This window comes from Vibrio sp. 16, assembly GCF_963681195.1.
Lineage (GTDB): Bacteria > Pseudomonadota > Gammaproteobacteria > Enterobacterales > Vibrionaceae > Vibrio > Vibrio sinaloensis_D.
The window spans coordinates 166,604-193,445 of record NZ_OY808997.1 but is presented as its reverse complement, the minus strand read 5'-3'; the positions used below and the strand labels follow the sequence as shown (position 1 = coordinate 193,445).

Sequence of the window (26,842 nt, the reverse complement as noted above, 5' to 3'; positions counted from 1 at the left end):
TCCCTCATTCAGGCTCATTAAGCATTGAGCCTGAATGTGTTAGGCTTATGTTAATGCTGTAAAAAATGGAACACTGTTATGGACAACACGACGCCAAAACTTTCTCTGCGAACCATCGAGAAAGAGGACTACCCAGAAATTGCCGAGCTCATGGATCTGGTCTTCCCAGATGTTGGAGGCGCTTGGCCACGCAGTACCATCATGGAATTGATTCACCAATTCCCTGATGGGCAAGTGTGTATCGAGGATAATGGAAAAATCGTTGGCGCCGCTCTGACTATCAAAGTCGACTACAATCGCTTCTCTTTGCCGCACGTTTACACCGATATCATTGATGAAAACAATGTCATCCAAAACAACCCGAAAGGCGATGCCATGTATGGTTTGGATGTCTTCGTTCACCCAGATTATCGCGGGCTCAGATTAGGACGCCGTCTCTACGACGCACGTAAAGAGTTATGCCGCAGTAAAAACTTTAAAGCGATTCTCACAGGCGGCCGAATTCCTAATTATCAGGAGCACGCTGATTCACTGACGGTGCCAGAATACATCGACAAAATAAAACGTCGTGAGCTGCATGATCCTATCTTGTCGTTCCAACTGGCGAACGATTTCGACGTCAAACGCTTGATGCGCAACTACCTGCCCGAAGACGACGCCTCGCAAGGTTACGCGACCTTGCTTGAGTGGGATAACTTCTTTTATGAAGAAGACATTCAGTCTGTACACGATATCGAAAAGACGTTAGTTCGTATTGGGGTGGTGCAATGGCAAATGCGCGCCATGCGAGACTTAGATGACTTGATGGATCAAGCGGAGTTCTTTGTGACCTCGCTATCTAACTACAAAGCGGACTTCGCTCTCTTCCCCGAATTTTTTAATGCACCGCTGATGGGGATGCAAAAAGGTCAAAACTCTGTAGAGGCGATTCGCTTCCTTGCCCAATTTAGTGAAGAGATCAAAAACCGATTTTCACAAATGGCAGTGACCTACAACATCAACATCATCGCGGGTAGTGTGCCAGTACTGGAAAATGACAAGCTCTACAATGTCTCTTACTTGTTGCAGCGTGATGGGCACATCGAGGCGCAATATAAAATCCACATTACCCCTCATGAAGAGAAAGATTGGGTTATTGATGGTGGAGACAACGTCAAAGTGTTCGAAACCGACGCGGGTCGAATTGGTATTTTGATTTGTTACGACAGCGAATTTCCGGAACTTGGCCGCATGATGGCAGAGCAAGGCGTGCAGATCATTTTTGTCCCCTTCTGGACAGACACCAAAAATGGTTATCAACGAGTCAGAATCTGTTCTCAAGCAAGGGCGATTGAAAACGAATGCTATGTGGCGATTGGTGGTAGTGTGGGCAACCTACCGCGCGTGGACAACGTTGATATTCAGTACGCGCAATCGGCGGTCTTCTCACCTTCTGATATCTACTTCCCCCACGATGCCACGCTCACAGAGGCCAGTGCCAACACCGAGATGATCATCTTTGCCGATGTCGATCTTACTAAGCTCAAGCAGCTCAATACCGAAGGCTCGGTCACCAACCTGAAACACCGACGTCATGATATTTATGGCTCTTTCATCAAGCCAACCAACGAGTAACCCAAAGGTCACTAGGGTGAAATAAAAAACGGCGCTGACAATTTCAGCGCCGTTTGCTGTTTATGACCGTTAAGCGTTTAAGGCTTGCTCTAGGTCGGCGATGATGTCATCTATGTGCTCAATGCCCACTGACAGGCGAATCATCTCTGGCGAGACACCCGCTTGTTTTTGCTCCGCCTCACTCAATTGACGGTGCGTGGTAGACGCAGGGTGGCAAGCCAATGATTTTGCATCACCAATGTTGACCAAACGCTTGAAGATCTGCAGCGCATCATAGAAGCTGACGCCAGCGTTATAGCCACCTTTCAAACCAAACGAGAGAATCGCAGACGGCTTGCCCTTCATATATTTTTCCGCCAATGGGTAGAACTCGGAGCTCGGTAATCCCGCGTAGCTCACCCAGCTGACTTTGTCGTGCTGCTCAAGGTACTGCGCCACTTTCAAGGCGTTTTCTGTGTGTCGTTCCATGCGCAAAGATAAGGTCTCTAAACCTTGCATCAACATGAACGCATTCATTGGCGACAACGCCGCACCGGTATTTCTTAACGGAACCGTGCGAGCACGACCAATAAACGCCGCCTCACCGAATGCCTCAGTGTAGACCACACCATGATACGAAGGCTCTGGTTGATTGAAGACTGGGAATCGCTCTTTGTGATCTGCCCATGGGAACTTGCCGGAATCGATAATAATGCCGCCTAGCGTTGTGCCATGGCCGCCAACGTATTTAGTCAATGAATGAACAACAATATCCGCACCAAACTCTATCGGTTTGCACAGCGCAGGAGTGGCGACGGTATTATCAACTATCACAGGAACGCCTTGTGCGTGCGCCAACTCCGCCACTCGCTCTAGATCAATGATATTGCCAGCGGGGTTGCCGATACTTTCACAGTAGACCGCTTTGGTATTCTCATCGATAAGTTCAGCCAAACTTTCCGGCTTATCGTCTTTGGCAAATTTCACCTTGATACCTTGGTTTGGCAGCATGTGGGCAAACAACGTATAGGTACCACCATAAAGCTGCGGCGTTGAGACGATATTATCCCCCGCTTGTGCCAACGTAAGAATGGCATAGTTAATCGCGGCGCTGCCTGCACTAACAACCAAACCTGCAATTCCGCCTTCTAGGGCCGCCATGCGTTTTTCCAACACGTCGTTGGTTGGGTTCATGATTCGGGTGTAGATATTGCCAGGGACTTCGAGGTTAAATAGGTCAGCACCATGCTGTGCATTGTCAAACTCGTAGGCAACCGTTTGATAGATGGGCGTCGCTACTGATTTGGTGGTTGGGTCTGTCTCGTAGCCAAAATGGATAGATAGCGTTTCGTCTTTCATGCGCTTTCCTTGCTTGTTATCGGTGAAATAGTGTCCAACCAATTAACCCGATAAAAACCAAGCATGCTGATTATTAATGCAAATATGGGCGGTGAATCACATTCATTTTTTTATGCACCTTGAGACTGTGCTCATAAATCCTGCAAACGGTCGACAGAACAATTACACCGCGACTCGGGTCACTTTACATTTAGGGTATTCACACTACCATTCCTTTGATATTCATAACCAGAATGCTTCTTAGATGAAAAAGCTAACAACTCCTTTGGCTCTCGCCATTAGTGCTACACTGCTAACTGGCTGCGGCGCTATGACCACCCAAACGACCGAGTCCCCAATGACTGAAGTAACCATCGCGACTTACAACCTCTCTTTCGACCGAGCGACCTTCGAAGACTTAGTGAAAGAGATGCAGATCGAACCTAAACAACAAACGGCTTTAGTTACTCGCTACCTTGATGGCTCGATCAGTGAGGAAGACAAGCAAACGGCTGAGAAAGTCATTCAGATTCGCAACGTCGCGGCTATCATCCAGAAAAACCGCCCTGATGTGATCATGATGGCTGAATTCAACAACGACGGTACCGGCGAAGATAAAGCCGCGCTTATTGGTTTTCAAACCAACTACCTGTCAGTTCCGCAAAGCAGTGAGGGTGCGGGCGGCCAACCTAACCTAACCGCTATTGAGTACCCGTTTTTTGAATCTTACGCGACCAACACGGGGTTATTAAGCGATCTTGACTTGGACAACAATGGCAAGAAAGGTCAACTGCCAGGCGATGCATGGGGCTTTGGTTTTTACCATGGACAATACGCGTTCGCTTTAATGTCCAAGTATGAAATTGACACCGAAAACACGCGTACTTTCCAAGAGTTCAAATGGAAAGATCTCGCGGGTGCAACGATCCCAACCATTACCAAATGCAATGATAAGTACAATAAGATCCCGCAAGGCATGAAATGTGGTGACCCTTGGTACAGCGACGAAGAGTGGCAACAGGTTCGTCTATCGTCGAAAAACCACGTCGATGCGCCAATCATTATCCCGACAGACAAGGGCGACCAAGTGGTTCACCTATTGATGTCACACCCAACACCACCGGTGTTCGATACTGGCAAAAACCAGATGCAAAACGCGGCTGAAGTCGCCTTCTGGCATCAATACATTCAAGGTAAGCCATACTTCTATGACGATGCGGGTAACACGGGCGGTCTGGAACAGGGCAAACACTTTGTGATCATGGGTGACCTAAACCTCGACCCTGTAGCTGGCGATGGCGTAAGCTCGGTGATGCAAGCGCTGCATAATGACCCATTGCTCAATCAAAAAGTGATGAATGGTGAGCTCTACCCATCAAGCCAAGGCGCGGTCAAACACATCGAATCAAGTGGTAAGCGCCATCCTAAGCCTGAACATGTGACGTCAACCTTCGGGTTAGGAGTGGATTACGCAATGCCATCCGCAACGCTAAACGTGATCGACTCGGGCGTGTACTGGTCAACGCCAACGGAAGAAAGCTACCGCCTGTTTAACGACAAACGTGTCGGCAAATATGGCAATGGAAAAGATGTTTCTTCAGATCACCGTATGATTTGGGTGAAGGCCAAGTTTTAATCTGAACAAGCCCTACTGCAGTAAGTAGGGCTTACTTTTACTGACAAGTAAGCAAAAGTAAGTGATTTAAATATCAATTATAAATTCCGCTATAGTCCGTTCCTGATTTTTGACCAACAACCATCGGGAAAGCACTATGATTACCTTCACGAATGACTCTCTGCTGACTATGTGTCGTTACCTGCAGGATGAAACCTTTCCATCTGAAACGACCTATCTGTTCAACGATGGTATCCAACTAAGAACCGTGGCTAACTTCAAAGCGATTGAACAGTACTTTGAAGGGGCTGGAATGCTCAGTTCTATCACGACAGGCTATACGCTGACGTTTGAATCAGGCGAAGAGATCCAATTCAAAATAAAAAATAACCAGCTGGTGTTGGCTCAAACTAACTTACCTGCGAAAACAAAAACCGATCATGGTGTGCACCACTCGGTATCTCAATACATGTTCTAAAGACGTGTATCTGGCTTTTAGGCGCATTTTGCAACCGGCCTCGTCGCACTCTTGCTTTGCGCCTTTTATACTAGGGCTTTGATTTAGCCAGACCATCAACACAATGAGCCCACAATTCTCGATTCCTTTGTTTGACTTTTGTCATGCCGCCAGCACGCCTTTACTCACTCAAGATTCAGCCAACTCCACAGTTGCAAAACACAGCCAAGACATCGAACTACTGAAAACGTCACTGAACGAACTTCCCCACTTAGCCGGACACCTTTTCTTGTCAGTTCCAGTGCCAAACTCTTCTGAAAACGTGGATTGCGTGGTTCTCTATCGCGGTTTGATTTTCGTGCTGTCAATTGATCACGTCAGTCACGATTACGATTGTGCCAAAGCCGACCAAGTCCATCACTTTGCACGCCAGTTCAAAGAGCAGCATCAACCAAGTCGAGACAAGTTCATCATTCCAGTTCTGGTAACACCAAAAGCTCAGCCCCAAGCCAGCCCGATTCATGTGTCTGAAGATTTAGTCGCCAACACGCTTTGCGATACGGGTGAACATCTGGCGGCGCTATTAGAGCATTTCTCAAATCAATATAAAGATGATGAGATCTTGGCTGATATTTGGCTTTCGGAGCGGTAATTTGCTCAGTTTTCACAAACCTTAGCTCTCGCGTGCTGGGAGCCGATAACGACGGTAAAACATCAAGCCCAGCCCAATCATGGTTAACCACCCGTTGCTGCCACCACTGCTTGAGCCCGAATCGCAACCAAGCTGCGCCGTCCCACTGCCCACGCCGATATTGGCACTGCCCGAACAGTTGGGCGAGGTTTCAGGTGTGGTGCTGCCTTCTTCTGCCTCTTCATCGGGGGTATCGCCGGGAGCAGGAGTCGTGGTTGAGGTTAAAAATGTCGGCTTGATGACAGTTTGAGTGGGTGGTGTTGGCGCACTTGTGTATGTCGATATCCAAGTCAGATAGTGATTGAGATTGGTGTGCCAAGCTGGAATAGTCGCAGAACTGCATATCGTGTTGCTCACAGGGCTAGCGCTAATAATGCCAACTTGGTAAGTGTTAGAGTCAGCAGCAACAAAGGTCAAAGGGCCGCCAGGATCACCCTCACAGGCTCCGTTTCCATACGCTTCATCTTGGTCATTTGTCACGACCAATGTCGACATCGTGCATAGCTTGGTAGGATCGGTTGTCGACGCAATGTATCTGGGCGTATCACGTCCGCTCTCTAGACGAGCATAACAATCGGCGATAGGGTTAAAAGCAACGTCGACTTCATCCAATATGGTATCACTACCACCAAAAGCGGGATCCGGCTCCGAGGTGTCACCATCTCCCCAACCTGCTACTTTCACATTAGGCTGCGGGTTAGCAGGATCCCATAGAGGTTCTAGCGCGAGCAATTCACTATATCTTGTCGAATCAACTAAAGAGATTGGGGTACCAGAGAAAGTGCGCTCAACATAAAGTAGCGCAATATCATTTTGATAAGCTGTTGTGGTTGCGCTGACAGTCGGATAATAATCTGGGTGTATGACAACATGCGTAACGCGATACAAATTGCCAATGGCGGTATCACTCAAATCAGCCACACCTGCTGTCACCGACAACTCTATTGGTTTCGCAACATCGTATTGCGTTATGTTCTCTGGGTTCTCTTCCGAGTCTTCTTGGCTAGAGCTTGATGCAACTAAACAGTGCGCCGCAGTCAATACCCATTGCGGAGCGATGATGGTACCACCACAAAAGTGGTCTTCAGCCTTAACACTCGCTCCCACTGATACCACATGACTGTAATCACTTGTGTACTCAATTTGGCTTACGGCATTACCTGAAACTATCGCATAAACAGAAAGCGGCCAAAGAGAGAAAGCCACCCAGATTAGGTGAAGTCGTGACATGTCACCTCCTTGTCCAAACTTAACGTTAGAATGACACTGTTACTAAACTAATCACTTATCTTAGTATTGACCAGTTGTGCAAATATCGCACAAAAATATTATTTTCAATATTCACTGCAGCTTCTCATCTGGATAGACCATTTGATTGACTGCCTTCATGTATACTTCGCTCCAGTTATAGCCACATGAATTCAACTATGTTTCTGACACCGTATTTTTCGCAAAATAGCGACCAATTTCAGTTTACTCGTCAACAAGCGAGCCATTTCGCTAAGAAAGTGGCGGGTGATTTCAACCCAATCCATGACGAAGACAGCAAACGCTTCTGTGTACCTGGCGATCTCCTCTTTGCCGTTTTGCTTAGCAAAGAAGGCATCAGCCAGAAAATGCGTTTTGATTTCTCAGGAATGGTGAATGATGGCGTCGCGTTATCAGTGGATAATAAATGCGAAAAAGAGAGTGCAGTTGTCGATGCCAACGGTAAAGAATACCTACACATGTCTCATGAAGGTGAAGTAAACCGCAACCCAGAGTTCATCGAACACGTCGTAACAAGCTACGTGCAGTTTTCTGGTATGAACTTCCCGCACATCATGGTACCGCTGATGGAAGAGCAACAGGCGATGATCAATTGCCAGCGTCCTTTGGTTATCTATGAAAGCATGGAAGTGGAGTTTGACCGCTTAGATTTGACTCACCCTGAAGTCGACTTTACTGGCGCGACCTTCGACGTGGATGGCAAGCGTGGTGTGGTGACGTTGAACTTTGCCTTTAAAGAAGATGGCGAAGTGGTTGGCAAAGGCATCAAGCGTATGGTGGCAAGTGGTCTAAAACCTTACGACCAAGCCTCTGTAGATGATTTGGTCGAACGTTTTAACGCTCGTAAAGATGCCTTCCTAGCGCAATTTGCTAACGCGGCATAATCGACAAAGGCTACCTCGGGTAGCCTTTTTTGTTTTCCGCTCGACAACACTCTATTAGCCACTTTGGCGCGCTTTTGTTTTACGCAGTTGGGTTAGATATTTCACCCAACTCTCAGCTTGAGCTGAAGGCTCAATCGCATTGGCTCGTTTTGCACTTACCAGTGCATCCTCAAAGCGTTGCAACTTGTAGTAGGCTCGGGCTTTCATCAGCGCAACTTCGGCCTTTCGTCCAGACACCTTATTTAGCGCGACCAATGTTTGCTCATAATGACCTTCCTGAACCAATAACTGAGACAAGTTCCAATAGTACTGACGATCGATTTTGGCGGCGACTCGCCAGCTTTCAATCGACTTATCCCACTCCTTTGCCATTTGCCAAAACGTCGCTTGTTGCGCTTTAAGCTTACCATCTGAATTTAGGTCTTTTAGCTCACCTAGCACCTTGGCAGCACGTTCTGGAATTCCCCTTTGGCCGTACAACTGAGCCAGCAACTTAACATCATCTTGAGTGAACGCCGCACCTTGCAGTTTGGCTAAGGCGAGCGTATCCAAAGCCCGTTTACTGTCATTAATCCGCAGGTACAAAGCGACAAGCTGTCGCCACCATTCCATACGCTCAGGTTCAATGACAATTAAACGCTTAATCGTCCCTATGGCAGACGCCCATTGCTTAAGCTCATGTTCTGCGGAGAGTTTAATCGACAATGGCGGCAACGCATCGGGTAAGCCAAATTGCTCATAACGTGCCATCGAAGAGAGCACCTCTCGCCATTGACTCAACCGGTAATGAGACTGAACGATACGTAGCCACACTTCATGCGCTTTCTGGTTATCAGGCACCGACTGGCTTAGCTCATAGTAATGAGGCAACGCTTGTGAAAATCGCTGTTCATTAAGCAATAAATCCGCCAGCATCTTACGCGTTTGCCAAGCTTGATCGTCATTTAAGAGCCCACTTGTGACCGCTGTATCAAGCTGTTTTATCGCCGAACTTACTTGCTCGCTCTGCCAATAAAGTATCCCCAGCATACGAGCGATGAATGCCCGATCGTAATCACGAGACGTTTCCAGTGCTTCCAGTGCTGAGATGGCGTCTTGTAGCTTGCCTTCTTGAGCCAAGTTATGCGCACGTTGAACACGCACCGCGGTATATTCACTGAGCTCATTGGCGAGGGTAGCGAAGGTGCTCATACTCAGCAGCACCCCGATTAAGAGCGTTTTCATCATTTGGCTAATTTGAACTCCACTTTTGCGGTTTGCCCAAACTGCTCAACCGATATGCCCTCTTCAACTTTTGGCTGATACTTCCATTTTTTCAAGGCGTTAACCGCTTCTTTCTCAAACACACGCTTTGGCTTTGCTTCAATCACCTGAATGTCTTTAGGGCGCCCAGCAGCATCAATCGTGAACTGCATGATCACATACCCTTCCACTCGCCTTTTCAATGCTTTGCTTGGGTAACGAGGTTCTACACGATACAAAGGCAGAGCACGCTGGTTTCCCACCGTCCCTGTTAGATTTGGAGCGCTGATGGCAATGGCGTCAAGGGTAGTGTTAAGTCCCAAACCACTGATGGGTGTCACAGGACTCATCGGCTTAATCTGCATATCCATTTGCGCGAGGCTCATCGGTTCGGGAGACGAAGGCGGCTTTGGCTGCTCTGGCACTGAGCGTTGGCGACGTTGCACATCCGCATCGTTTTCTAACATCACCATATCAAACCGCACGGCTTCAGAAGCCTGAGGTGCCCCTTGATGACTTTTATCCACCATCCAGGCCATCAAGCTAAACAAGCTCAGCGAAATCAGCACTGATAGAGGCAACGCAAGGAAGAGTCTTGCCATTAAGGCTTCTCCGCCGCCAATGCAATGCGTTTAACGCCAGCGCCTTTTGCTGCATCCATCACTTTCACCACCGTGCCATTGTAAGCATGTTGGTCCGCTTGAATCACCAGTGACGCCTCAGGTTGATCAAGTAATAGATGCTCGATAGTGGCTTCAACACGTTCAATATCAACCATACGTTTATCAATAAACACATCGTTCGCGGCGTTAATGGCAATAAAGATCCCTGCGTCTTTCTGGCTCACCACATTCGACGCTTGTGGGCGGTTCACCTCTACGCCTGACTCACGCACAAATGAACTCGTCACAATGAAGAAGATAAGCATGATGAACACGATATCGAGCATTGAGGTTAAGTCGATTTGCGCTTCCTCTTGACGGCGGTCTCTACGTCCGAGTCTCACTTCTGACTCCTTAAAGATTGTTCTAACTGGAGGGCTTTGCGCTGACACACTTTGCTTAAACGAGCGTGAGCAAACATACCAGCAAGTGCGGCAACCATACCTGCCATTGTGGGCAATGTTGCCAGTGAAATGCCGGAAGCCATTAATTTAGGATTGCTGCTGCCTTGTGTCGCCATTACGTCAAAGACCGCGATCATGCCGGTGACAGTACCCAACAAACCGAGCATTGGGCAAATCGCGACCAGCACTTTGATGGTTGATAGGTTTTGGCGCAGTTCAATTTGCGCCTTTGCAATCCATCCGTTACGGATTTGATGCGCGTACCAAGAGTGGTGTTCCGCTCTTGCAGACCACTGCTCACAAAGCCGATTCTTCACTTTAGGGAAAGTCACCACAAGGTAGAGAATGCGCTCCATAACCAGCAGCCAGCATAGTGTCACAACCGCCGCCAACCACCATAAAACAGGGCCGCCTTGGTGCATAAAACGCACTAAGGTTGAGGCCCAATCTTCGCTGATCAAACCCAATGTGTTGAGTAGGATCGGCTCCATTATGCTGCGCTCTCCGCGACCGTATGCGACACATTACCACCTGTTAGCGTATCGCGTTCCGCTTGCTCTGCCACAAGGCCAATCCCCTGTTTTTCTAGAATATGGCGAATGTTCTCAGATTGAGAACTCAGTAGGTTGTGCGCCAGAAGCAACGGCATTGCCGCCACAAGACCCAGAACCGTCGTGACAAGTGCCATCGAGATCCCGCCCGCCATAACTTTTGGATCGCTATTGCCAAACTGAGTGATCACTTGGAAAGTTTCAATCATCCCCGTTACCGTACCAAGCAGACCCAACATAGGGGCAAGGGCGGCAAGTAACTTCAGCATCGACAAGCCTTTCTCAAGGTGAGTTTGCTCATCAACCACCACTTCTAATAAACGCAGCTCCAGCGCTTCAACACTGCGATGTTTGTCTTTTTGGTATACCGAAAGAATGCGCCCCAGTGGATTGTCACTTGGCTGACTTGGACTCTTTAATTGCTTAACAATCTTTTGCCGTGCGATGAACAATGAGACACCACGGACCAGCGCGATAATCAAACCAATGGCGAGCAAACCAAGGATAATTTTACCCACGACACCACCAGCATTCAGTCGTTCGGTCATGGTTGGAGAGTTTGCCAATTGCTCTAGCAAAATGCCTCTGGATGGGTCAACCACCAGTGAGTCAATGTCACCTGAGCTCAGGCTGCTTGCCGTGGGACCATTTTCTGGCTGGCGTAGATAACTCACGGCATCGCCGCGCTGACCATTCCACTTCACGTAGCCCGCATCATTCAATAGCGCCATAGCCCCAAGACGAACACCGTTAGCAGTTTGTTCGCGGCCCTCACCATCTAGCAAAGCAAATTGCACATTGGCGATTTCACCACTGGCTTTAATTTGCTCTTCCATACTGCGCCACATTGCGCGTAATTGAGGCAATGTCGGCAATGATTTCGCAGCAACGATATCATCGATGTTTTGTTGAAATGAGTTGGCATCAACCCCTGTGACAGAGAACTTAAGCTCTGACTGCAGCTCTTTGGCATTTTGACGCACGACGCCAAAAAGCTCACCTAAGCTGCCAGTTTCTAGGCGAAGTTTCTCTTCAAGCTGGGAAAGCTGCGATTCGTTATCGCTGAAGGTCACACTCAAAGAATCGGCTTCTGCTTGCAACGCTGCACGCTCGGCAACAAGCTGGTTCTTCAAGGCTTGTAATTCTTGCTGAGTTTTCTTAAACCCCGCTTCACGAGTCACATTGTGCGACTGCTGCTGACGATTTTCTTGTTGCGCTTTGTCCAGTAACGCATCACTCGCCACAGTGAAATGAGGGAAAAGAGCCGCAGTAGAAATCAACGCAACCGATAGCCATTTTTTCATCACTAATTTCCCTCCCTAACATTCAGGGAGACAGGCAGAGTCAGCATGCTCGGGGCAATCTGCTTGTTCGCGACGGCAAACGCTTTATCTAGTACCGCTTTTTGCTCACTGCCAACCGCTTGCCATGATTGTTGCGGCTGTGACCAACTCCAGAAGCGTTCGCCTGACAAACTGCGCGCTACAAGTGATATCCGCCCTAAGTAAAAAATATCGGCTTCTATTTGGTCATCACCATCCAATGCAATCTTGCCTTGGTAGACGCCCATCTTCGTGCCGTAGTCCATCTCAATTTGGTACGCCTCTAAAATACGACGAAATTTTTCCGCGTCAGCGACATCAGCACGCGTCATCATTGCCTCTAGCTTGGCTATGCGTTCTTCACGTTGTGTTTTTCGAATAGGTTTGTCATTGGCCACGATGCGCTTGAGGCCATCAATCATGTGATACATCAATGGCACCACACCCTGTCGAGTTTGCGCAATTTGCTCGATTTGCTCATTGAGACTCGCCACCTCTTCATTTTGGCTGTTGACCAAACTAGAAAGGTGGTTGCGATAGATCGTTAAGTTGCTGACTTCTTCTTGCAACAGTTCAATTTCTGCTTCGAGCGTCAATGCCTTTTCAGCACTTGCGTCGATGCGTTTCTGGCTCACGGCTGAGGCTTGATTGGTTTTACTCTGAACCGCTTGCGCATCACTAAGAGCATCCGCGTAGGCGGGAATCAAAGTCGATGAGATCAACAAAGCGATACTGGGTTTAATTAGATTCATACAAGCTACATTTTGATTTCTAAAAACTACTAAAGGGGAAGAGATCTCCTCCCCTTTAAACGAACTGATTGTATTCAGTGTTTGAACCGAATTGTCGCCAAGTAGTTTCGGTCTGAGCCTAATGTTACACCACTCGCCCTTTTTTGCTTAATGCTTGTTCCACCAACTCCGACCAGAGCCTGATTATCCAATACATTCTCAACTCTTTAACGGGTCATTTTCTTCACGAAGACCACCACAAACAGCGCCATGGTAAAGCTGCCTAAAAAGGCCTCAAACGCCGCTATAAACCTAGCGACTCCCACTGGGGATATGTCGCCGTAACCCAAGGTTGTGAATGTCACCACACTAAAGTAAAGCGAGTTAAAGAACTCAAGCAGATAAAACTGCCATCCAGTTACGCCTTCATAGATGGGGTGTGCCCCTGTGGTATCTAAAAAGAAGTACGCCATCGCACAGACAAAAATTAAGAAGATAGAGAACAGGACGACCCTAAGCGGATCCTCACCGTATCCACAGAACATGTCGACTGATTTGGATATCCAGCGCTTCATGCTCAGTCTCGGCATTTGGTAACGCCGAAAGCGCATCTCTCGTTTAAAGAAATCGCCTGCAGTTTCAAATAATCCCTGCTTCTCGCATTGCTTACGGATGTTACGGCACACCTCTTCCGCTTCTTGATAGAGTGAAGCCGCCATTGAGGAGTCTCGCCGCTTCAACGCTTGTTTAGCCTGCACTTCTTGTTTAAGCCGCTTGCCCCACTCTACGTTTTCTAACTTAGCTCGCCCAAGCTCTGCCCCAAGCAAGTTGCAGTTGTCTAACTTGGCACAATGTAGATTTGCGCCAAGCATTTTTGACTTCATCAACGAAGAACCACGTAGATCTAAGCCAAAAAAGTGAGCATCAGATAAATCGGCACGGTAAAAATCCGCATCCCGACAAGAAAAGCCTGTTTTGCACCCTCGGTTGACCAAATCGATGTCAACCAAGTTTGTTTTTGCCAACTGAAATCCGTCGAGAGGTTTACCCGCTGCGGCCCATTGCTCAACCTTATTTTTTACGTCATCGTTGCTTTTATCTATATCGGGATCGTGCCAGTAACAAAGCCCGGACTCTCCACTCGGTTGATCGCAGCACCAGCCATCAGGGTTTCGATAGCTGCATTGGCCATGTTCAGATTTCATAGTTGCTGCCCTAAAGTGTACAAACGTCGCGTTATCGCTTGTTCACCCTAAAGTGTAGTGGGTGCATATGAAGATGTAAGACTATTTTATGATTTATCAATAACACTCTGCTGACGAAGCCACTGTTTGAACAGTCGTGTTGGTGGGTTGTCGACATGAGTGATAATGAAATAGCCAGTATTGGCTTTGATTGGTTCAAAGGGAGCCACCAGCCGCCCCTGAGCGATTTCATCACCAAGCAGTGCGGTTCGTGCCAACGCGACGCCAACCCCGGCTTCGGCGGCCGACATTGCCATATCTGTACGGTTAAAAAAATGCCCTTGCTGGGTATTAAAATCGAGTTGTTGCTGTGACGCCCAATAAAGCCACTCGTAATCTTTCGGCGCTCCCTGCCACGGCATAGCATCATGCAAAAGCGTCACACTCAGCCAAAACTGCCCCGCTTCGAGCGTCGCGTGGTGCTTCGACAGATAGCTTGGGCTCATCACTGGAACTAAACACTCTTCCATCAACAATTCCGCCTCCGTCAGCTTGTACGGAATCGGTCCGTAATCAATGGCAACGTCAAAGTTTCGATTATCACTGTCAACTAAGGCACCTTCGGCAAAGGTGTGTATTTGGATCTCAGGATACTGCTTTTGAAAATCTTCTAGCCTTGGCACCAACCATTTAAAAGCGAGTGATGGCGTGAGTTTCAAACGGATCTGCTGACTGTCTGACACTCGGGTGAGTTGATAGACGTTTTCTTCGATCGCCAACAGGTGATGAGAAACAGAATCGACCAACTTTTGCCCCAAGTCAGTCAGCCGAATCCCACGAGCATGGCGTTCAAACACACTAAAACCCAAGCGCTCCTCGATTGCTTGCAATTGCTGACTCACCGCTCCCGTTGTCAAATTCAGCTCGCGAGCGGCGCTGGTCAAGCTCGCATGGCGAGACACAATGCAAATCAGATGAACACCATGTAATAAAGCAGACTTCATAAGTATTTAGTTTTTCTAAAGGGTGATATTAATTCTTATCGATTGTTAACCAGATGTAAACACCCCATTCTTGGCAAAATTGTTCTTCAGGAGTAAACAGTGAAGGTCGTTGTATTAGGAAGTGGTGTCGTAGGTTTAACCACGGCGTGGTATTTATCTCAAGCAGGGTGTGAGGTCACGGTTATTGATCGTCAACCGCGAGCCGCAGAGGAGACCAGCTTTGCCAATGCGGGTCAAATCTCTTATGGCTATTCGTCACCTTGGGCAGCGCCTGGCATACCAATGAAAGCCCTCAAGTGGCTATTTGAAGAGCACGCACCATTGAAAGTAAAGCCTTCCCTTAGCCCTGAACTAATGAGCTGGGCAAGTAAAATGCTGCTCAATTGTCAGCTTGATCGATACCGAATCAACAAAGCACGAATGTTGACGATCGCTAATCGCAGCCGAGAATGTTTAGCTGAGTTAAACAAGCAATACGCAATTGAATACCAAGGTCGACGCCAAGGTACTTTGCAGATATTTCGCTCTGCCGCGCAGCTCAAAGCGGTTGAAAAAGACATCGCTTTGCTCGAAGAGAGTGGTACACGCTACCAACTTATGGATAGCCACCAATGCTTGGCCCAAGAGCCCGGGCTGACCCATATGCGCGGCAATTTGGTCGGAGGCTTGTATCTACCAGACGATGAAACAGGTGATTGCTACCTATTTTGCCAGCAGCTTCAGAAAATGGCGCAGCAAGCAGGTGTCACCTTCCTCTACAACACCGATATCGATAGCTTGATTCAGCAAGATAGTGAGATAAAGGCCGTCAAAACCCGTCATGTGGAGATAACGGCGGATCGCTTTGTCGTGGCGCTAGGTAGCTACTCTAAGCATTTGCTGGAATCTGTCGGCGTGGATTTGCCCATCTACCCTGTCAAAGGTTATTCGCTGACCTTGCCAGTGATTGATGAGCTCAGCGCCCCTCAGTCGACGATTATGGATGAGACCTATAAAGTCGCGGTGACACGCTTTGAGCAACGTATTCGTGTCGCTGGCACCGCCGAGTTGGCAGGCTTTGATCCGGCACTGCCCGACAAGCGACTCGCGACACTTAATCATGTGGTTTCCAACTTGTTCCCGCAGGGTACCGATTTAGCGAAAGCAGAGTATTGGACTGGCTTTCGCCCCATGACGCCAGATGGCACACCGATCATAGGGCAGACTCCGATTCGCAACCTTTACACCAACACCGGACATGGCACCTTAGGTTGGACAATGGCCTGTGGCTCTGCGGAAATTCTCACTCAAATAATGACGGGCGATGCTGCCCAATATCGCGAGTTGAGCTGCGATCGATACCAATAATAGAAGCTATCGCCAAGCATTTATCAATTTACAGAATATATAAACACCCCACACACCTAGCCGATAATGATTAAGTTATCGGCTTTTCGTGCATTTTCACCCACAAAACCTTATCAAATCCGCACATTTTAAGAATTAGCTTCAATTTTTAACATTTATTTAGCATTTTGTGCCTAAGTTCACGCAAATCAACTTTAAAGAACAAATTCATTAACAAATAAGTTACAGAAAGGGTAATATTCTGCTCAGAAAACAACCATTACAAACTAATAACAGGGAAATACTTATGCAGTCACTTGTTGATTTTTTGAATGGAATCATCTGGAGCCCGGTACTGATCTATCTGTGTCTAGGCGCTGGTTTGTTCTACTCAATCATGACTCGTTTTGTTCAAGTTCGTCACTTTGGGGAAATGTGGCGCTTACTTCTATCAGGAAAAAGTTCTTCGAAAGGCATTTCATCGTTCCAAGCTTTAGCCGTATCACTTTCAGGCCGTGTGGGTACCGGTAACATCGCAGGTGTTGCAGCAGCCATTGGTTTTGGTGGCCCAGGTGCGGTATTTTGGATGTGGGTGGTTGCTTTCTTCGGCGCTGCAACGGCATACGCAGAATCGACACTCGCGCAAATTTATAAAGAGGAAGACAACGGCGAATTCCGTGGCGGTCCAGCTTACTACATTGAAAAAGCGATGGGACAAAAATGGTACGCTTGGATCTTTGCGATCGCGACCATCTTTGCATGTGGCTTCTTACTTCCAGGCGTGCAATCTAACAGTATTGGTAACGCGGTAGAAGCAGCATTCGGCTCAGGTGAAATGATTGAAACCGCGATTGGTACATTCAGTTTTGCGAAAATTTTCACTGGTACGCTGATTTCTGTCATTCTTGCCTTCATCATTTTCGGTGGCGTTAAGCGTATTGCTAACTTCACGCAGATCGTCGTGCCGTTTATGGCTCTGGCTTACATCATCACCGCGTTTGTCATCATTCTACTCAACATCGGTGAAGTACCACGCGTATTTGCGATGATTGTTGGTGATGCCTTCACCCCTATGGCAGGTGTTGGTGCGGCAATCGGTTGGGGCGTGAAACGCGGCGTTTACTCAAACGAAGCAGGCCAAGGTACAGGTCCTCACGCAGCAGCAGCAGCAAGTGTTGATCACCCAGCTCAGCAAGGTCTTGTTCAATCATTCTCAATTTACATTGATACCCTGCTGGTTTGTTCTGCAACAGCGTTTATGATCATCATTACTGGTGCTTACAACGTACATGGCGCAGAAGGCTTCCTAGTGCAAAACGTTGCGGCAGACATCGCAGCCAACGGCCCTGTGTTCACCCAGATGGCTATCGAAAGTGCGCTACCAGGCATTGGTAAGCCCTTCATTGCGATTGCACTGTTCTTCTTTGCTTTCACCACCATTCTGGCTTACTACTACATCGCGGAAACAAACATCGCTTACATCCGTCGCACATTCAAAGTGAGCGGTTTGATGTTCATGCTAAAAGTCGCACTTATCGCGGTTGTCTTCTACGGCACAGTGAAAACGGCTAACTTAGCTTGGGCTATGGGTGATGTGGGCGTAGGTCTCATGGCTTGGCTCAACATTGTGGGTATTTTGATTATCTTCTTTATGTCTAAGCCAGCACTTAAAGCGCTGCACGATTACGAAGAACAACAAAAGAAAGGCGTTGAAGAGTACACCTTTAACCCTGTAAAACTTGGTATCAAAGGCGCGGACTACTGGGAAGATAAGTACCGCCGCAAAACGGGTAAAGAGCCAAGTGAAGAGGTTGAAGCAACGCCAGTCGAGCAGCCATCAACCTAATTTATTCAATAAGAAATGCAGTGGTAAAAAAAGGGGTTAGCTAATCGGCTAACCCCTTTCATTTACTGTTCCCGTATATGTCCATCACGATGCTTCAGGCAAGCAGCGTAACATCATATTCATTTCATTACGCAGCAACTTGCTCAAGCTCTACGTGCTGCTCTGCCTTCTTTTCACCGATAGGCAAAATGGTACGGCCGTACTCATTGTTAAGCACCTGTGCCATCGCAAAGTAAATTGCGCTCGCGCCACAGAAAATACCTTCAAATCCAGCAATCGTGCCAATAAGCTCACTACCTGTAAAGTCACGCGCCGCCAATAGGAAAAATAGAATGGTCAAAGAACCAAAGACAATTTGCTTAGCAACTGGGTAGCATAGTGAGCCGATAAACATGAAGCCTGTGAACACACCCCATAGCAATAGGTACCAACCCATAAAGCTCGCTGGGCTTGCTGGCAGACCCATGTATGGCATAACAATCAGACCAACCAGTGTCAGCCAGAATAGACCGTAAGAAGTGAACGCCGTAGTACCAAATGTGTCACCGCGTTTGAAACACATCATGCCCACCAAAACTTGGCTAAGACCACCATAGAAAATACCCATCGCTAGGATCATCGAGTCAATCGGGAAAAAACCTGCATTGTGGATGTTAAGTAAGATGGTTGTCATACCGAAACCCATTAGACCCAATGGGGCTGGGTTCGCCAATTTAGTTGACATTTTGCGCGCCTTTAAAAAAAGTTAATAAAAATTACGCGCAAAGTTTAATCCGAACGCCGTAAAAAGATAGATAGCTAAATCGCAATCTTAGATTGCACCGTTAGCGAGTTCTGCTTGGGTCATAATTTCGAGCGTTTCACCCACTAACTTAGCTTTCTGTTCAACCAATGTTGCCTTTACTTCCGGTGTCACACACGCCAACCATTCTGTCATTGGTTCATGATTAAACTTGTCCATTGGTCCCATCTCTGGGCTCCATTTACCTGAAATATTGACCGTCTCTTTTTGACCATCCGTTGTTGAGTAGTACTGAAAGGCAAACTCAATAGATTTAGTCGGAGTTATGGTGCCAGAGGCTCCCCATGGGGCTGACAATTCAAGCATTGGGCCAATTGGGTAACTCTGTCCTTCAATTTCAACAGTGGTCGCCTCTCCAATTGCAATCTCTGCGTTGTTTGCTGACTCATTCACGCTAAAATCTTGTGCAGATGTCATAGTTCGAGGACCCTGTGGCCTCCCCTGCTCTAAGAAAAACCGAACAACAGAGGGTTGAGCTTGTACCGCGATTCCGATCTCGCCGATCTGCTCCATACACTCTTCATGTGACAGTACACCTGACAGACCAACACCTTTGAGTAACTCATTTTGCTGTGTTCCAATCATGTGAAACTGGCCATCTGGTCCTGTAATTGACATAACCTGACCAACTGGTGCTTTGTGGATTTGATACTTTTGCGTGGCAACGCCGCTGGTGCTCGCTTCAAAGCTTAGGCTACCGAAACTGTTCCAGCTATGCGGATTACTCCCTTCATTGTTAACGGTTAGCCAGCTTGGCGTTTCTACTGGTTCTGCCGTATCAGCGTTAGCACAACCGACCACACTGGCAACCACTATTGTTAATAACGAAATCTTTACTTTCATCTTTATTACCTCTAAACCCTATAACTGATGCCGCAATTGTATAGAGATTCAGCAGAAGGTACTGTAATGAAACGTAAGGGGAGTGTCGTGGGATTGTCACAGAGAAAGCAAGCCTCTAGGAGACTTGCTTATATAGGGGTTAAAAGAGGTTAACTACTGGCAGCTGATCTCATCCCAGAACCAGTTAGATTGTGTCGGGCTTTCCCACACTCCAGGTCCATTCTTGGCAATAAAGCATTTACCGTTGAACGTCACTTTCTCACCATTGGCAACTTGTGTTACACCTGGCTCCCACTGAATAAAAGTATCTGGAACCGGAGTGGGCTCTGGAGTAGGCTCTGGGTCGGGTGTTGGGGTCGGCTCAGGATCTGGAGTAGGTGTTGGAGCGGGATCCGGAGTAGGCTCAGTTGGAGTGCCGGCAATCAGTTCCCATGGTCCACCTAAGCTTGGATCATCCCCTTGAGTCCACCACTTCGCTTTGTACGTCGCGCCTTTGTAAGTCACCTGCTCACCGCCGGTATAAACTTTGTTTGCATCCCAATCAGTCCCCGTACCTGGGCCTGTGCCGGGATCAACAGGGTCAAGTTTTTCAACCACTCGAACCTCAGGCCAGCTTGAGTGAGAGCCGTAGAAGTTCGTTACACACTTCTCGTAATCGCCCGGAACCAAGGCAGAGTATGCCGTTTGGAATCCAACCAATTCACATTCAAATGAGTAACCACCAGGGCGATCAGCGTAGTACTTCCAGTTGCCATCCCAGTTGGTGTAAAGCACATCGGTCGCACCATTTAAGTTCAAGCTACCGTATGGAGTTTGTTGCCAACAGGTGTTCTTTTCATCTGCGCCAATAGGGATTTGGTAATGCGCTGCCAAGCCTTCCCAGTAGCGAATTCGGTTAACTGGCTGGCCTTTATCTTTATTTTGCTCACCACACTCGATACCGCCGTTGATGATATTGATTGTGGTACCAAAACCGTAGCCGATACCTGCATCAATTTCGCGTTGAGAAGGGGTCCACGTTTTATCAATCACGTGCAGCATCGCTGGTTTTGGTGCTTGCGGAGTTAAAAAGAACCACACCGCAGAAGCAAGGTTCAACCATGAATCTGCGACCAAACCCGGGTTGTTTAGTAACACAGATGCGTCTCCGTCAAACATTACCTCAGAGAACGCGCCGTAGTTAAAGTGGTAAGAAAGCTGTTTTGCCCCACGCCCAAAGTAGCCCTGCCCTGCGGCACATGGCCATTTTCTGTTTTGCCAATCGTTTTGACCGCAGCCAGTGGTGTAGCCTTCTTGACCTTCAGACCAACCCATTTCACGGACATGAACCAAAGCTTGTTGCCACTCTTCTAGTGCCTGAGGGTTATCTGAGGTGTTGTCTTTGGCAATGTGGCCGCCCGTCTCTTGCGCAAAATGAGCAAAAGCAGTCACGATAGAGCGCTTACAAATCGCATCAGAATCACGGCCATCGGTATACTCCGCACAAAACGCTGGGAACTTACCAATCGCTTTTAAAAATCGAGTATAGGTGTATTCTGGAGCGGCCATCTGAGTAAGAAAATCCCACTCAGCTCGTGGAAAAACGCGTTCTGCGCGCTTAACGTTATCTGGGTTGGTGGCGAGCCCAGCATCGATCGCATCGACCACGGTATTTGGTGCCGTTCTTAGTGCTTGCGACCATATGCCGTACATCGGGTTTGACGTTTTTTGCTGCTCCGCTGCCGTAATGTCTGCGCGTGAGACCACGTAGCCTGTAGGGTTCTGTGGATCAGGTTGAATATTCATTGCCGCCCAAGCAGAAGAGCTCATACTCAACGCGCTGGCTACAGCAATAATAGGTAGGGTTTTCATTATTTTACAACTCCTTTCGTTTCGAAGTTGTATGAGAATAGTTGAGGAGAGATCCGAATAGACTCAATCAAAAGTCAACTTGCGAGGCAAGGCCAAAAGCAACGTAATAAACCTTTACCTGTGTCGTAAGAATCGATAGCTGGGTTCAAAAAAACCAGCCCGAGGGCTGGTTTCATATGTGCTTAATTACGTTCAATTTTCAGCAGAATTATTCCCACTCAATTGTCGCTGGTGGCTTACCAGAAATGTCGTAAACGACACGGGAAATACCGTCAACTTCGTTGATAATGCGGTTAGAAACCTTACCTAAGAAGTCATATGGTAGGTGCGCCCAATGCGCTGTCATAAAGTCGATTGTTTCAACTGCACGTAGCGATACAACCCAATCGTACTTACGGCCATCGCCCATTACGCCAACCGAACGTACTGGTAGGAATACCGTGAACGCTTGAGAGACTTTGTTGTACAGGTCAGCAGCATGTAGCTCTTCAATGAAGATAGCGTCTGCGCGACGTAGCAAGTCACAGTACTCTTTCTTGATTTCGCCAAGAACGCGAACACCTAGACCTGGACCTGGGAATGGGTGGCGGTAAAGCATGTTGTAAGGCAAGCCTAGTTCTAGACCGATCTTACGTACTTCATCTTTGAACAGCTCGCGTAGCGGCTCAACAAGGCCCATTTCCATATCGTCTGGCAGACCGCCAACATTATGGTGAGACTTGATGACATGCGCTTTACCTGTCTTAGATGCTGCTGACTCGATAACGTCTGGGTAGATAGTGCCCTGAGCAAGCCATTTAGCATTTTTCAGCTTCTTAGACTCTTCATCAAATACATCTACGAATACGTGACCAATTGTCTTACGCTTCTCTTCTGGATCAGATTTGCCTTCAAGTGCTTTTAGGAAGCGCTCTTCTGCATCTACTTTAATGATGTTTAGACCGAACTGGTCGCCAAACATATCCATTACTTGCTGACCTTCGTTCAAACGAAGTAGACCGTTATCAACAAATACACACGTTAGCTTGTCGCCGATTGCGCGGTGAACCAACATAGCAACAACCGATGAATCAACACCACCAGAAAGACCTAGGATCACTTCGTCGTCACCCACTTGTTCTTTAATACGAGCAACCGCATCTTCGATGATGGATTCTGAAGTCCAAAGACGCTCACAGCCACATACGCCAAGAACAAAGTTCTCTAGCATTTGCAGACCGTTTTTAGTGTGCGTTACTTCTGGGTGGAACTGAACGCCGTAGTATTTCTTCTCTTCGTTCGCCATCGCAGCGTAAGGACACGTGTCTGTCTCGCCAACTTTCACGAAACCTTGAGGGATTTCTACTACTTTATCACCGTGGCTCATCCAAACGTCTTGTGATGCTTCTAGATCTTTAAAGATCGAAGACTCACCAGAAACCTGAACCGCTGCGTAACCGAATTCACGCTCATCAGACGTTGAAACTTTACCACCTAGCTGCTCTGCCATGGTTTGCATGCCGTAACATACACCAAGAACAGGAACACCTGAGTCAAATACATATTGAGGAGCGCGTGGAGAGTTGTCTTCTGTAACACTCTCAGGCCCACCAGATAGGATGATGCCATCTGGGTTGAATTCACGAATATCCGCTTCTTCTACATCCCAGCTCCAAAGCTCACAGTAAACGCCGATTTCACGTACGCGGCGTGCTACTAGTTGAGTGTACTGAGAACCGAAGTCCAAGATCAGAATACGTTGGTCATGGATATTTTTAGTCATTTTGAGCAGTCTTATAAGCTAGGTTATTAAAACGGAGGCGAGTGTACTCGCCTCTTCTTAATGCTTCAAGGAAAAAAGCAAACGTTTACGTTAGGTGTATAAATCTCTAGCGAGATTAACCTAGACGGTAGTTTGGTGCTTCCTTGGTGATTTGAACGTCGTGTACATGAGACTCTTTCATGCCTGCACCTGAGATACGTACAAATTCAGCTTTAGTACGCATATCTTCAATAGTTGCAGAGCCTGTTAGACCCATGCTTGAACGTAGACCACCCATTTGTTGGTGAACGATCTCTTTTAGGCGACCTTTGTATGCGATACGGCCTTCGATACCTTCTGGTACTAGCTTGTCTGCTGCGTTGTCAGACTGGAAGTAACGGTCAGAAGAACCTTGAGACATAGCGCCAAGTGAACCCATGCCGCGGTAAGCTTTGTATGAGCGGCCGTTGTATAGAATTACTTCGCCTGGTGCTTCTTCAGTACCTGCGAACATTGAACCAACCATGACACAAGATGCGCCCGCTACGATTGCTTTACAGATGTCACCTGAGAAACGAATACCACCGTCAGCGATCACTGGAATACCGTACTCGTTTGCCACTTCTGCAGCATCTGCGATTGCAGTAACTTGAGGAACACCCACACCCGTTACGATACGAGTTGTACAGATAGAGCCAGGGCCAATACCCACTTTCACTGCGCTTACGCCAGCTTCGATAAGTGCTTTGGCACCTGCGCCTGTCGCAACGTTACCACCGATGATGTCTAGATCTGGGTATGCTGCGCGAGTTTCGCGGATACGGTTAAGAACACCTTCAGAGTGACCGTGTGAAGAGTCGATAAGTAGTACGTCAACGCCTGCTTCAACTAGAGCTTTAACACGTTCTTCGTTACCAGCGCCAGCGCCAACTGCTGCGCCGACGCGTAGACGACCTTGTGCATCTTTACATGCATTAGGCTTACGCTCTGCTTTGTGGAAATCTTTTGCGGTGATCATACCGGTTAGTTGGAACTCATCATTCACAACCAGTACTTTCTCTACGCGCGCTTTGTGCATTTTCTCTTGAACTTCTTCGCGAGTTGCACCTTCTTTTACCGCTGCAAGGCGCTCTTTTGGCGTCATTACAACTTCAACTTTCTTAGAAAGGTCTGTAACAAAGCGAACGTCACGGCCAGTAATGATACCAACAAGTTCATTGTTGTCCGTCACTACTGGGAAGCCTGCAAAACCGTGCTTTTCTGTAAGTGCAACAACATCTGCAATTGTCGCATCCGGATTTACGGTTACTGGGTGAGAAACCACGCCCGCTTCGTAAATCTTCACCTGGTGAACCATCTGAGCTTGCTGCTCAATCGACATGTTCTTGTGGATAAAGCCAATGCCACCCTCTTGCGCTAGCGCGATTGCTAGACGAGCTTCAGTAACAGTGTCCATAGACGCTGAAATCATTGGGATGTTTAGGGTGATGTTCTTAGTAAGCTGAGTGCGAAGATCAGCTGTGTTTGGGAGAACGGTGGAGTGTGCTGGCACAAGGAGTACGTCATCGAATGTCAGCGCTTCTTTGGCAATTCTTAGCATTTGCAATATCTCACAATTAGAGGAGTAAAAAGAACAATCCAATCTCATCGTTTCGCATAATGAGGGTAACCAATTTTAGGTTGTTGGCTACATTTGGATTAGATATTGCGGACGGATTATACGGCTTACGTAATCGCTTGACCACAAATTTTTTAATTTTTTTCTTGCATTTACCCCCTTGCTATGTATTATATTGCCGCTAATTTCCATACTCACGTCTACGGAATTAGTCTTGTCTTCTCTGACCAATCAAAATATCTTCACGGTTTCTCGTCTTAATTCTGAAGTACGCCTGTTACTAGAAAATGAAATGGGTATCGTTTGGTTGGTGGGTGAAATCTCTAACTTCTCCGCTCCAGTTTCTGGACACTGGTACCTGACTCTTAAAGATTCTCGCGCTCAAGTAAAATGCGCCATGTTTCGTGGTAACAATCGCCGTGTAACCTTCAAGCCGCAAAATGGTAATCAAGTATTGGTTAAAGCCCGTTTATCGCTTTACGAGCCTCGTGGTGACTACCAACTGATTATTGAAAGCATGCAGCCTGAAGGTGATGGGCGATTACAACAGCAGTTTGATGAGCTAAAAATGAAGCTAGCGGGAGAAGGCTTGTTTGCTCAAACCAATAAGCAGCCTTTGCCAGAGCATCCAAAATGCGTGGGTATTGTCACCTCTAAAACTGGGGCGGCACTTTTCGATATTCTTGATGTACTTAAACGTCGCGATCCTTCTCTTCCTGTCGTCATCTACCCGACCATGGTGCAAGGTGAAGAGGCGGCTATTCAGATTGCTCAAGCAATTGGTTGTGCCAATAGCCGAAATGAATGTGATGTATTGATTGTCGGTCGTGGTGGAGGCTCCTTAGAAGACCTTTGGTGTTTCAATAATGAAATCTTGGCACGAACGATAGCAGCGAGCCAAATTCCAATCATCAGTGCCGTTGGGCATGAGATTGATGTCACCATCGCCGATTTTGTTGCCGATATGCGCGCACCTACGCCTTCTGCTGCAGCAGAGTTAGTTAGCCGCGACAACAGTCATAAAGATCAAGTCATTACAAGCCACCAGCATAAGCTCGCCAGTGCAATGCGCCACTACCTATCGCAACATAAGCAAACCAATGCAAGTCTACTGCATCGCTTAGAAAAGCAGCATCCTCGTCATCAGCTGCAACGCCAAAGCCAGCAACTGGATGATCTGGACATGCGCCTACAGCGAGGGATGGAGCGCTATCTCAGCGGCCGAGCTCAGAAGATTGAACGCCAGCAGCATAAACTGCAGCTTCATTCACCTATCAAGCGCCTCAATGAACAAGCCTCTTCACTGCAAAGGCTCGAACAAAAACTGTTGGATGCGATGGATAGAAAACTGCTGAACACGCGCCATCAACTGGCTTTGGCTGCAGAAAAACTGGATACGGTTAACCCACTCGCTACACTCAAGCGCGGCTATTCAATTACACAAAATCAACAAGGCGACGTCATTACTAAGGCGTCACAAACCAAAACGGGCGACACCTTGGTCACCCGTTTGTCTGATGGTGAAATTCGTTCCACCGTCCATTAAGCGCCGCTCTCTAATTAGCTTGAAACTCGAAGCGCACTCGAGATTTAGACTTCAACTCGTTGCAAGTATTGCAAAAATAGTTCGCCGCACCACACGCTTGCAGTTTTTCTAGCTGCGCATTGCAGTCTGGGCAAAAACCGACTTTTGTATAATCGATATCGCATTGATTACAGTGGTAATGCCCTTGCCACTCCAACTCTTGCTCACATGTTGGACAATGATTTTCGTTCATTGGTGACCCCTTAATTCTTTATTTACTTGTCACTTTAAGGTTTTGTACCCTTGATACTATGATCTGGCTCATAGGCAAATCAATCACTCT

At 47.5% G+C, this 26,842-nt stretch carries 24 protein-coding genes; 8 read left to right on the top strand and 16 right to left on the bottom strand.

Translation table 11 applies throughout. From position 1 onward, the window contains the following. Positions 1 to 78: 78 nt before the first annotated feature. Complete coding sequence (locus U9J37_RS00855; RefSeq protein ID WP_005471462.1) at positions 79 to 1,614, top strand: bifunctional GNAT family N-acetyltransferase/carbon-nitrogen hydrolase family protein; 1,536 nt, start codon at positions 79 to 81, stop codon at positions 1,612 to 1,614. Positions 1,615 to 1,683: 69 nt separating this feature from the next. Here U9J37_RS00855 and U9J37_RS00850 read toward each other — a convergent pair whose 3' ends face one another. Further along, entirely contained in the window at positions 1,684 to 2,952 is a 1,269-nt protein-coding gene (locus U9J37_RS00850; RefSeq protein ID WP_043886826.1) for an O-acetylhomoserine aminocarboxypropyltransferase/cysteine synthase family protein, read from the bottom strand. Between the two features lie 244 nt (positions 2,953 to 3,196). On the opposite strand from U9J37_RS00850, the gene U9J37_RS00845 reads away from it, so the two are divergent. The 3 genes from U9J37_RS00845 to U9J37_RS00835 all read left to right on the top strand — a co-directional run bounded on the left by U9J37_RS00845 (position 3,197) and on the right by U9J37_RS00835 (position 5,655). Next, positions 3,197 to 4,567 (top strand): endonuclease/exonuclease/phosphatase family protein, encoded by a 1,371-nt coding sequence (locus U9J37_RS00845; RefSeq protein WP_005471479.1) that lies wholly within the window; start codon positions 3,197 to 3,199, stop codon positions 4,565 to 4,567. 136 nt (positions 4,568 to 4,703) lie between these two features. After that, positions 4,704 to 5,024: a hypothetical protein gene (locus U9J37_RS00840; RefSeq protein WP_005471476.1), complete on the top strand. Its 321-nt coding sequence runs from the start codon at positions 4,704 to 4,706 to the stop codon at positions 5,022 to 5,024. 103 nt (positions 5,025 to 5,127) lie between these two features. Then, the gene (locus tag U9J37_RS00835) at positions 5,128 to 5,655 is read left to right on the top strand and encodes a hypothetical protein (RefSeq protein WP_005471577.1); all 528 of its coding nucleotides are present in this window, start codon (positions 5,128 to 5,130) and stop codon (positions 5,653 to 5,655) included. A gap of 21 nt (positions 5,656 to 5,676) precedes the next feature. Here U9J37_RS00835 and U9J37_RS00830 read toward each other — a convergent pair whose 3' ends face one another. Next, entirely contained in the window at positions 5,677 to 6,924 is a 1,248-nt protein-coding gene (locus tag U9J37_RS00830; protein ID WP_322413852.1) for a S1 family peptidase, read from the bottom strand. Between the two features lie 197 nt (positions 6,925 to 7,121). Between U9J37_RS00830 and U9J37_RS00825 the strand changes: the two genes are divergently transcribed. Next, the gene (locus U9J37_RS00825) at positions 7,122 to 7,847 is read left to right on the top strand and encodes a DUF3581 domain-containing protein (RefSeq protein ID WP_005471564.1); all 726 of its coding nucleotides are present in this window, start codon (positions 7,122 to 7,124) and stop codon (positions 7,845 to 7,847) included. A gap of 54 nt (positions 7,848 to 7,901) precedes the next feature. Here the strand turns inward: U9J37_RS00825 and U9J37_RS00820 are convergent, their stop codons facing one another. The 8 genes from U9J37_RS00820 to U9J37_RS00785 all read right to left on the bottom strand — a co-directional run bounded on the left by U9J37_RS00820 (position 7,902) and on the right by U9J37_RS00785 (position 14,947). Next, positions 7,902 to 9,074 carry a tetratricopeptide repeat protein gene (locus U9J37_RS00820; protein WP_005471567.1) on the bottom strand — a complete coding sequence of 391 codons (1,173 nt, stop codon included), beginning with the start codon at positions 9,072 to 9,074 and terminating at the stop codon, positions 7,902 to 7,904. Beyond that, a complete protein-coding gene (locus U9J37_RS00815) occupies positions 9,071 to 9,691 on the bottom strand; it encodes an energy transducer TonB (RefSeq protein WP_005471447.1) in 621 nt (206 codons plus the stop codon). The genes U9J37_RS00820 and U9J37_RS00815 overlap by 4 nt, the downstream gene beginning before the upstream one ends. Beyond that, a complete protein-coding gene (locus U9J37_RS00810; RefSeq protein WP_005471465.1) occupies positions 9,691 to 10,095 on the bottom strand; it encodes an ExbD/TolR family protein in 405 nt (134 codons plus the stop codon). The genes U9J37_RS00815 and U9J37_RS00810 overlap by 1 nt, the downstream gene beginning before the upstream one ends. Then, complete coding sequence (locus U9J37_RS00805; RefSeq protein WP_005471558.1) at positions 10,092 to 10,646, bottom strand: MotA/TolQ/ExbB proton channel family protein; 555 nt, start codon at positions 10,644 to 10,646, stop codon at positions 10,092 to 10,094. The genes U9J37_RS00810 and U9J37_RS00805 overlap by 4 nt, the downstream gene beginning before the upstream one ends. Then, positions 10,646 to 12,010, bottom strand: a complete 1,365-nt coding sequence (locus tag U9J37_RS00800) for a MotA/TolQ/ExbB proton channel family protein (RefSeq protein ID WP_005471454.1) — start codon at positions 12,008 to 12,010, stop codon at positions 10,646 to 10,648. The genes U9J37_RS00805 and U9J37_RS00800 overlap by 1 nt, the downstream gene beginning before the upstream one ends. A gap of 2 nt (positions 12,011 to 12,012) precedes the next feature. Beyond that, a complete protein-coding gene (locus tag U9J37_RS00795; RefSeq protein ID WP_005471533.1) occupies positions 12,013 to 12,780 on the bottom strand; it encodes a DUF3450 domain-containing protein in 768 nt (255 codons plus the stop codon). 206 nt (positions 12,781 to 12,986) lie between these two features. Next, complete coding sequence (locus tag U9J37_RS00790) at positions 12,987 to 13,964, bottom strand: ion channel (protein WP_005471484.1); 978 nt, start codon at positions 13,962 to 13,964, stop codon at positions 12,987 to 12,989. Positions 13,965 to 14,050: 86 nt separating this feature from the next. After that, the gene (locus U9J37_RS00785) at positions 14,051 to 14,947 is read right to left on the bottom strand and encodes a LysR substrate-binding domain-containing protein (protein ID WP_005471552.1); all 897 of its coding nucleotides are present in this window, start codon (positions 14,945 to 14,947) and stop codon (positions 14,051 to 14,053) included. A 99-nt stretch (positions 14,948 to 15,046) separates the two neighbouring features. Between U9J37_RS00785 and U9J37_RS00780 the strand changes: the two genes are divergently transcribed. Continuing rightward, positions 15,047 to 16,294: a D-amino acid dehydrogenase gene (locus U9J37_RS00780; RefSeq protein WP_005471585.1), complete on the top strand. Its 1,248-nt coding sequence runs from the start codon at positions 15,047 to 15,049 to the stop codon at positions 16,292 to 16,294. A 286-nt stretch (positions 16,295 to 16,580) separates the two neighbouring features. Next, positions 16,581 to 18,119, top strand: a complete 1,539-nt coding sequence (locus tag U9J37_RS00775) for an alanine/glycine:cation symporter family protein (RefSeq protein ID WP_005471470.1) — start codon at positions 16,581 to 16,583, stop codon at positions 18,117 to 18,119. A 127-nt stretch (positions 18,120 to 18,246) separates the two neighbouring features. Here U9J37_RS00775 and U9J37_RS00770 read toward each other — a convergent pair whose 3' ends face one another. The 5 genes from U9J37_RS00770 to guaB all read right to left on the bottom strand — a co-directional run bounded on the left by U9J37_RS00770 (position 18,247) and on the right by guaB (position 24,956). Then, a complete protein-coding gene (locus U9J37_RS00770; protein ID WP_005471594.1) occupies positions 18,247 to 18,843 on the bottom strand; it encodes an acetate uptake transporter in 597 nt (198 codons plus the stop codon). 87 nt (positions 18,844 to 18,930) lie between these two features. Further along, positions 18,931 to 19,764, bottom strand: a complete 834-nt coding sequence (locus tag U9J37_RS00765; protein ID WP_005471516.1) for a hypothetical protein — start codon at positions 19,762 to 19,764, stop codon at positions 18,931 to 18,933. A gap of 153 nt (positions 19,765 to 19,917) precedes the next feature. Beyond that, positions 19,918 to 21,615 (bottom strand): chitinase, encoded by a 1,698-nt coding sequence (locus tag U9J37_RS00760; RefSeq protein WP_005471493.1) that lies wholly within the window; start codon positions 21,613 to 21,615, stop codon positions 19,918 to 19,920. 208 nt (positions 21,616 to 21,823) lie between these two features. Beyond that, complete coding sequence (gene guaA / locus U9J37_RS00755) at positions 21,824 to 23,377, bottom strand: glutamine-hydrolyzing GMP synthase (protein ID WP_005471582.1); 1,554 nt, start codon at positions 23,375 to 23,377, stop codon at positions 21,824 to 21,826. A gap of 115 nt (positions 23,378 to 23,492) precedes the next feature. Continuing rightward, a complete protein-coding gene (gene guaB, locus U9J37_RS00750) occupies positions 23,493 to 24,956 on the bottom strand; it encodes an IMP dehydrogenase (RefSeq protein ID WP_005471456.1) in 1,464 nt (487 codons plus the stop codon). Between the two features lie 232 nt (positions 24,957 to 25,188). Between guaB and xseA the strand changes: the two genes are divergently transcribed. Beyond that, entirely contained in the window at positions 25,189 to 26,520 is a 1,332-nt protein-coding gene (gene xseA, locus U9J37_RS00745; RefSeq protein ID WP_005471551.1) for an exodeoxyribonuclease VII large subunit, read from the top strand. A 10-nt stretch (positions 26,521 to 26,530) separates the two neighbouring features. On the opposite strand, the gene U9J37_RS00740 is transcribed toward xseA, so the two are convergent. Continuing rightward, positions 26,531 to 26,752: a zinc ribbon domain-containing protein gene (locus tag U9J37_RS00740; protein ID WP_005471497.1), complete on the bottom strand. Its 222-nt coding sequence runs from the start codon at positions 26,750 to 26,752 to the stop codon at positions 26,531 to 26,533. Positions 26,753 to 26,842 lie beyond the last annotated feature (90 nt).

Bases quoted from the DNA above. Each gene is read 5' to 3' on its own strand.
- U9J37_RS00770 (WP_005471594.1), bottom strand. From the start codon at position 18,843: ATGTCAACTAAATTGGCGAACCCAGCCCCATTGGGTCTAATGGGTTTC.
- U9J37_RS00845 (WP_005471479.1), top strand. From the start codon at position 3,197: ATGAAAAAGCTAACAACTCCTTTGGCTCTCGCCATTAGTGCTACACTG.
- U9J37_RS00795 (WP_005471533.1), bottom strand. From the start codon at position 12,780: ATGAATCTAATTAAACCCAGTATCGCTTTGTTGATCTCATCGACTTTG.
- U9J37_RS00765 (WP_005471516.1), bottom strand. From the start codon at position 19,764: ATGAAAGTAAAGATTTCGTTATTAACAATAGTGGTTGCCAGTGTGGTC.
- U9J37_RS00855 (WP_005471462.1), top strand. From the start codon at position 79: ATGGACAACACGACGCCAAAACTTTCTCTGCGAACCATCGAGAAAGAG.
- U9J37_RS00840 (WP_005471476.1), top strand. From the start codon at position 4,704: ATGATTACCTTCACGAATGACTCTCTGCTGACTATGTGTCGTTACCTG.
- U9J37_RS00850 (WP_043886826.1), bottom strand. From the start codon at position 2,952: ATGAAAGACGAAACGCTATCTATCCATTTTGGCTACGAGACAGACCCA.
- U9J37_RS00815 (WP_005471447.1), bottom strand. From the start codon at position 9,691: ATGGCAAGACTCTTCCTTGCGTTGCCTCTATCAGTGCTGATTTCGCTG.
- U9J37_RS00760 (WP_005471493.1), bottom strand. From the start codon at position 21,615: ATGAAAACCCTACCTATTATTGCTGTAGCCAGCGCGTTGAGTATGAGC.
- guaB (WP_005471456.1), bottom strand. From the start codon at position 24,956: ATGCTAAGAATTGCCAAAGAAGCGCTGACATTCGATGACGTACTCCTT.
- U9J37_RS00825 (WP_005471564.1), top strand. From the start codon at position 7,122: ATGTTTCTGACACCGTATTTTTCGCAAAATAGCGACCAATTTCAGTTT.
- U9J37_RS00830 (WP_322413852.1), bottom strand. From the start codon at position 6,924: ATGTCACGACTTCACCTAATCTGGGTGGCTTTCTCTCTTTGGCCGCTT.
- U9J37_RS00790 (WP_005471484.1), bottom strand. From the start codon at position 13,964: ATGAAATCTGAACATGGCCAATGCAGCTATCGAAACCCTGATGGCTGG.
- U9J37_RS00800 (WP_005471454.1), bottom strand. From the start codon at position 12,010: ATGAAAAAATGGCTATCGGTTGCGTTGATTTCTACTGCGGCTCTTTTC.
- U9J37_RS00835 (WP_005471577.1), top strand. From the start codon at position 5,128: ATGAGCCCACAATTCTCGATTCCTTTGTTTGACTTTTGTCATGCCGCC.
- U9J37_RS00820 (WP_005471567.1), bottom strand. From the start codon at position 9,074: ATGATGAAAACGCTCTTAATCGGGGTGCTGCTGAGTATGAGCACCTTC.
- guaA (WP_005471582.1), bottom strand. From the start codon at position 23,377: ATGACTAAAAATATCCATGACCAACGTATTCTGATCTTGGACTTCGGT.
- U9J37_RS00775 (WP_005471470.1), top strand. From the start codon at position 16,581: ATGCAGTCACTTGTTGATTTTTTGAATGGAATCATCTGGAGCCCGGTA.
- U9J37_RS00785 (WP_005471552.1), bottom strand. From the start codon at position 14,947: ATGAAGTCTGCTTTATTACATGGTGTTCATCTGATTTGCATTGTGTCT.
- U9J37_RS00740 (WP_005471497.1), bottom strand. From the start codon at position 26,752: ATGAACGAAAATCATTGTCCAACATGTGAGCAAGAGTTGGAGTGGCAA.
- U9J37_RS00805 (WP_005471558.1), bottom strand. From the start codon at position 10,646: ATGGAGCCGATCCTACTCAACACATTGGGTTTGATCAGCGAAGATTGG.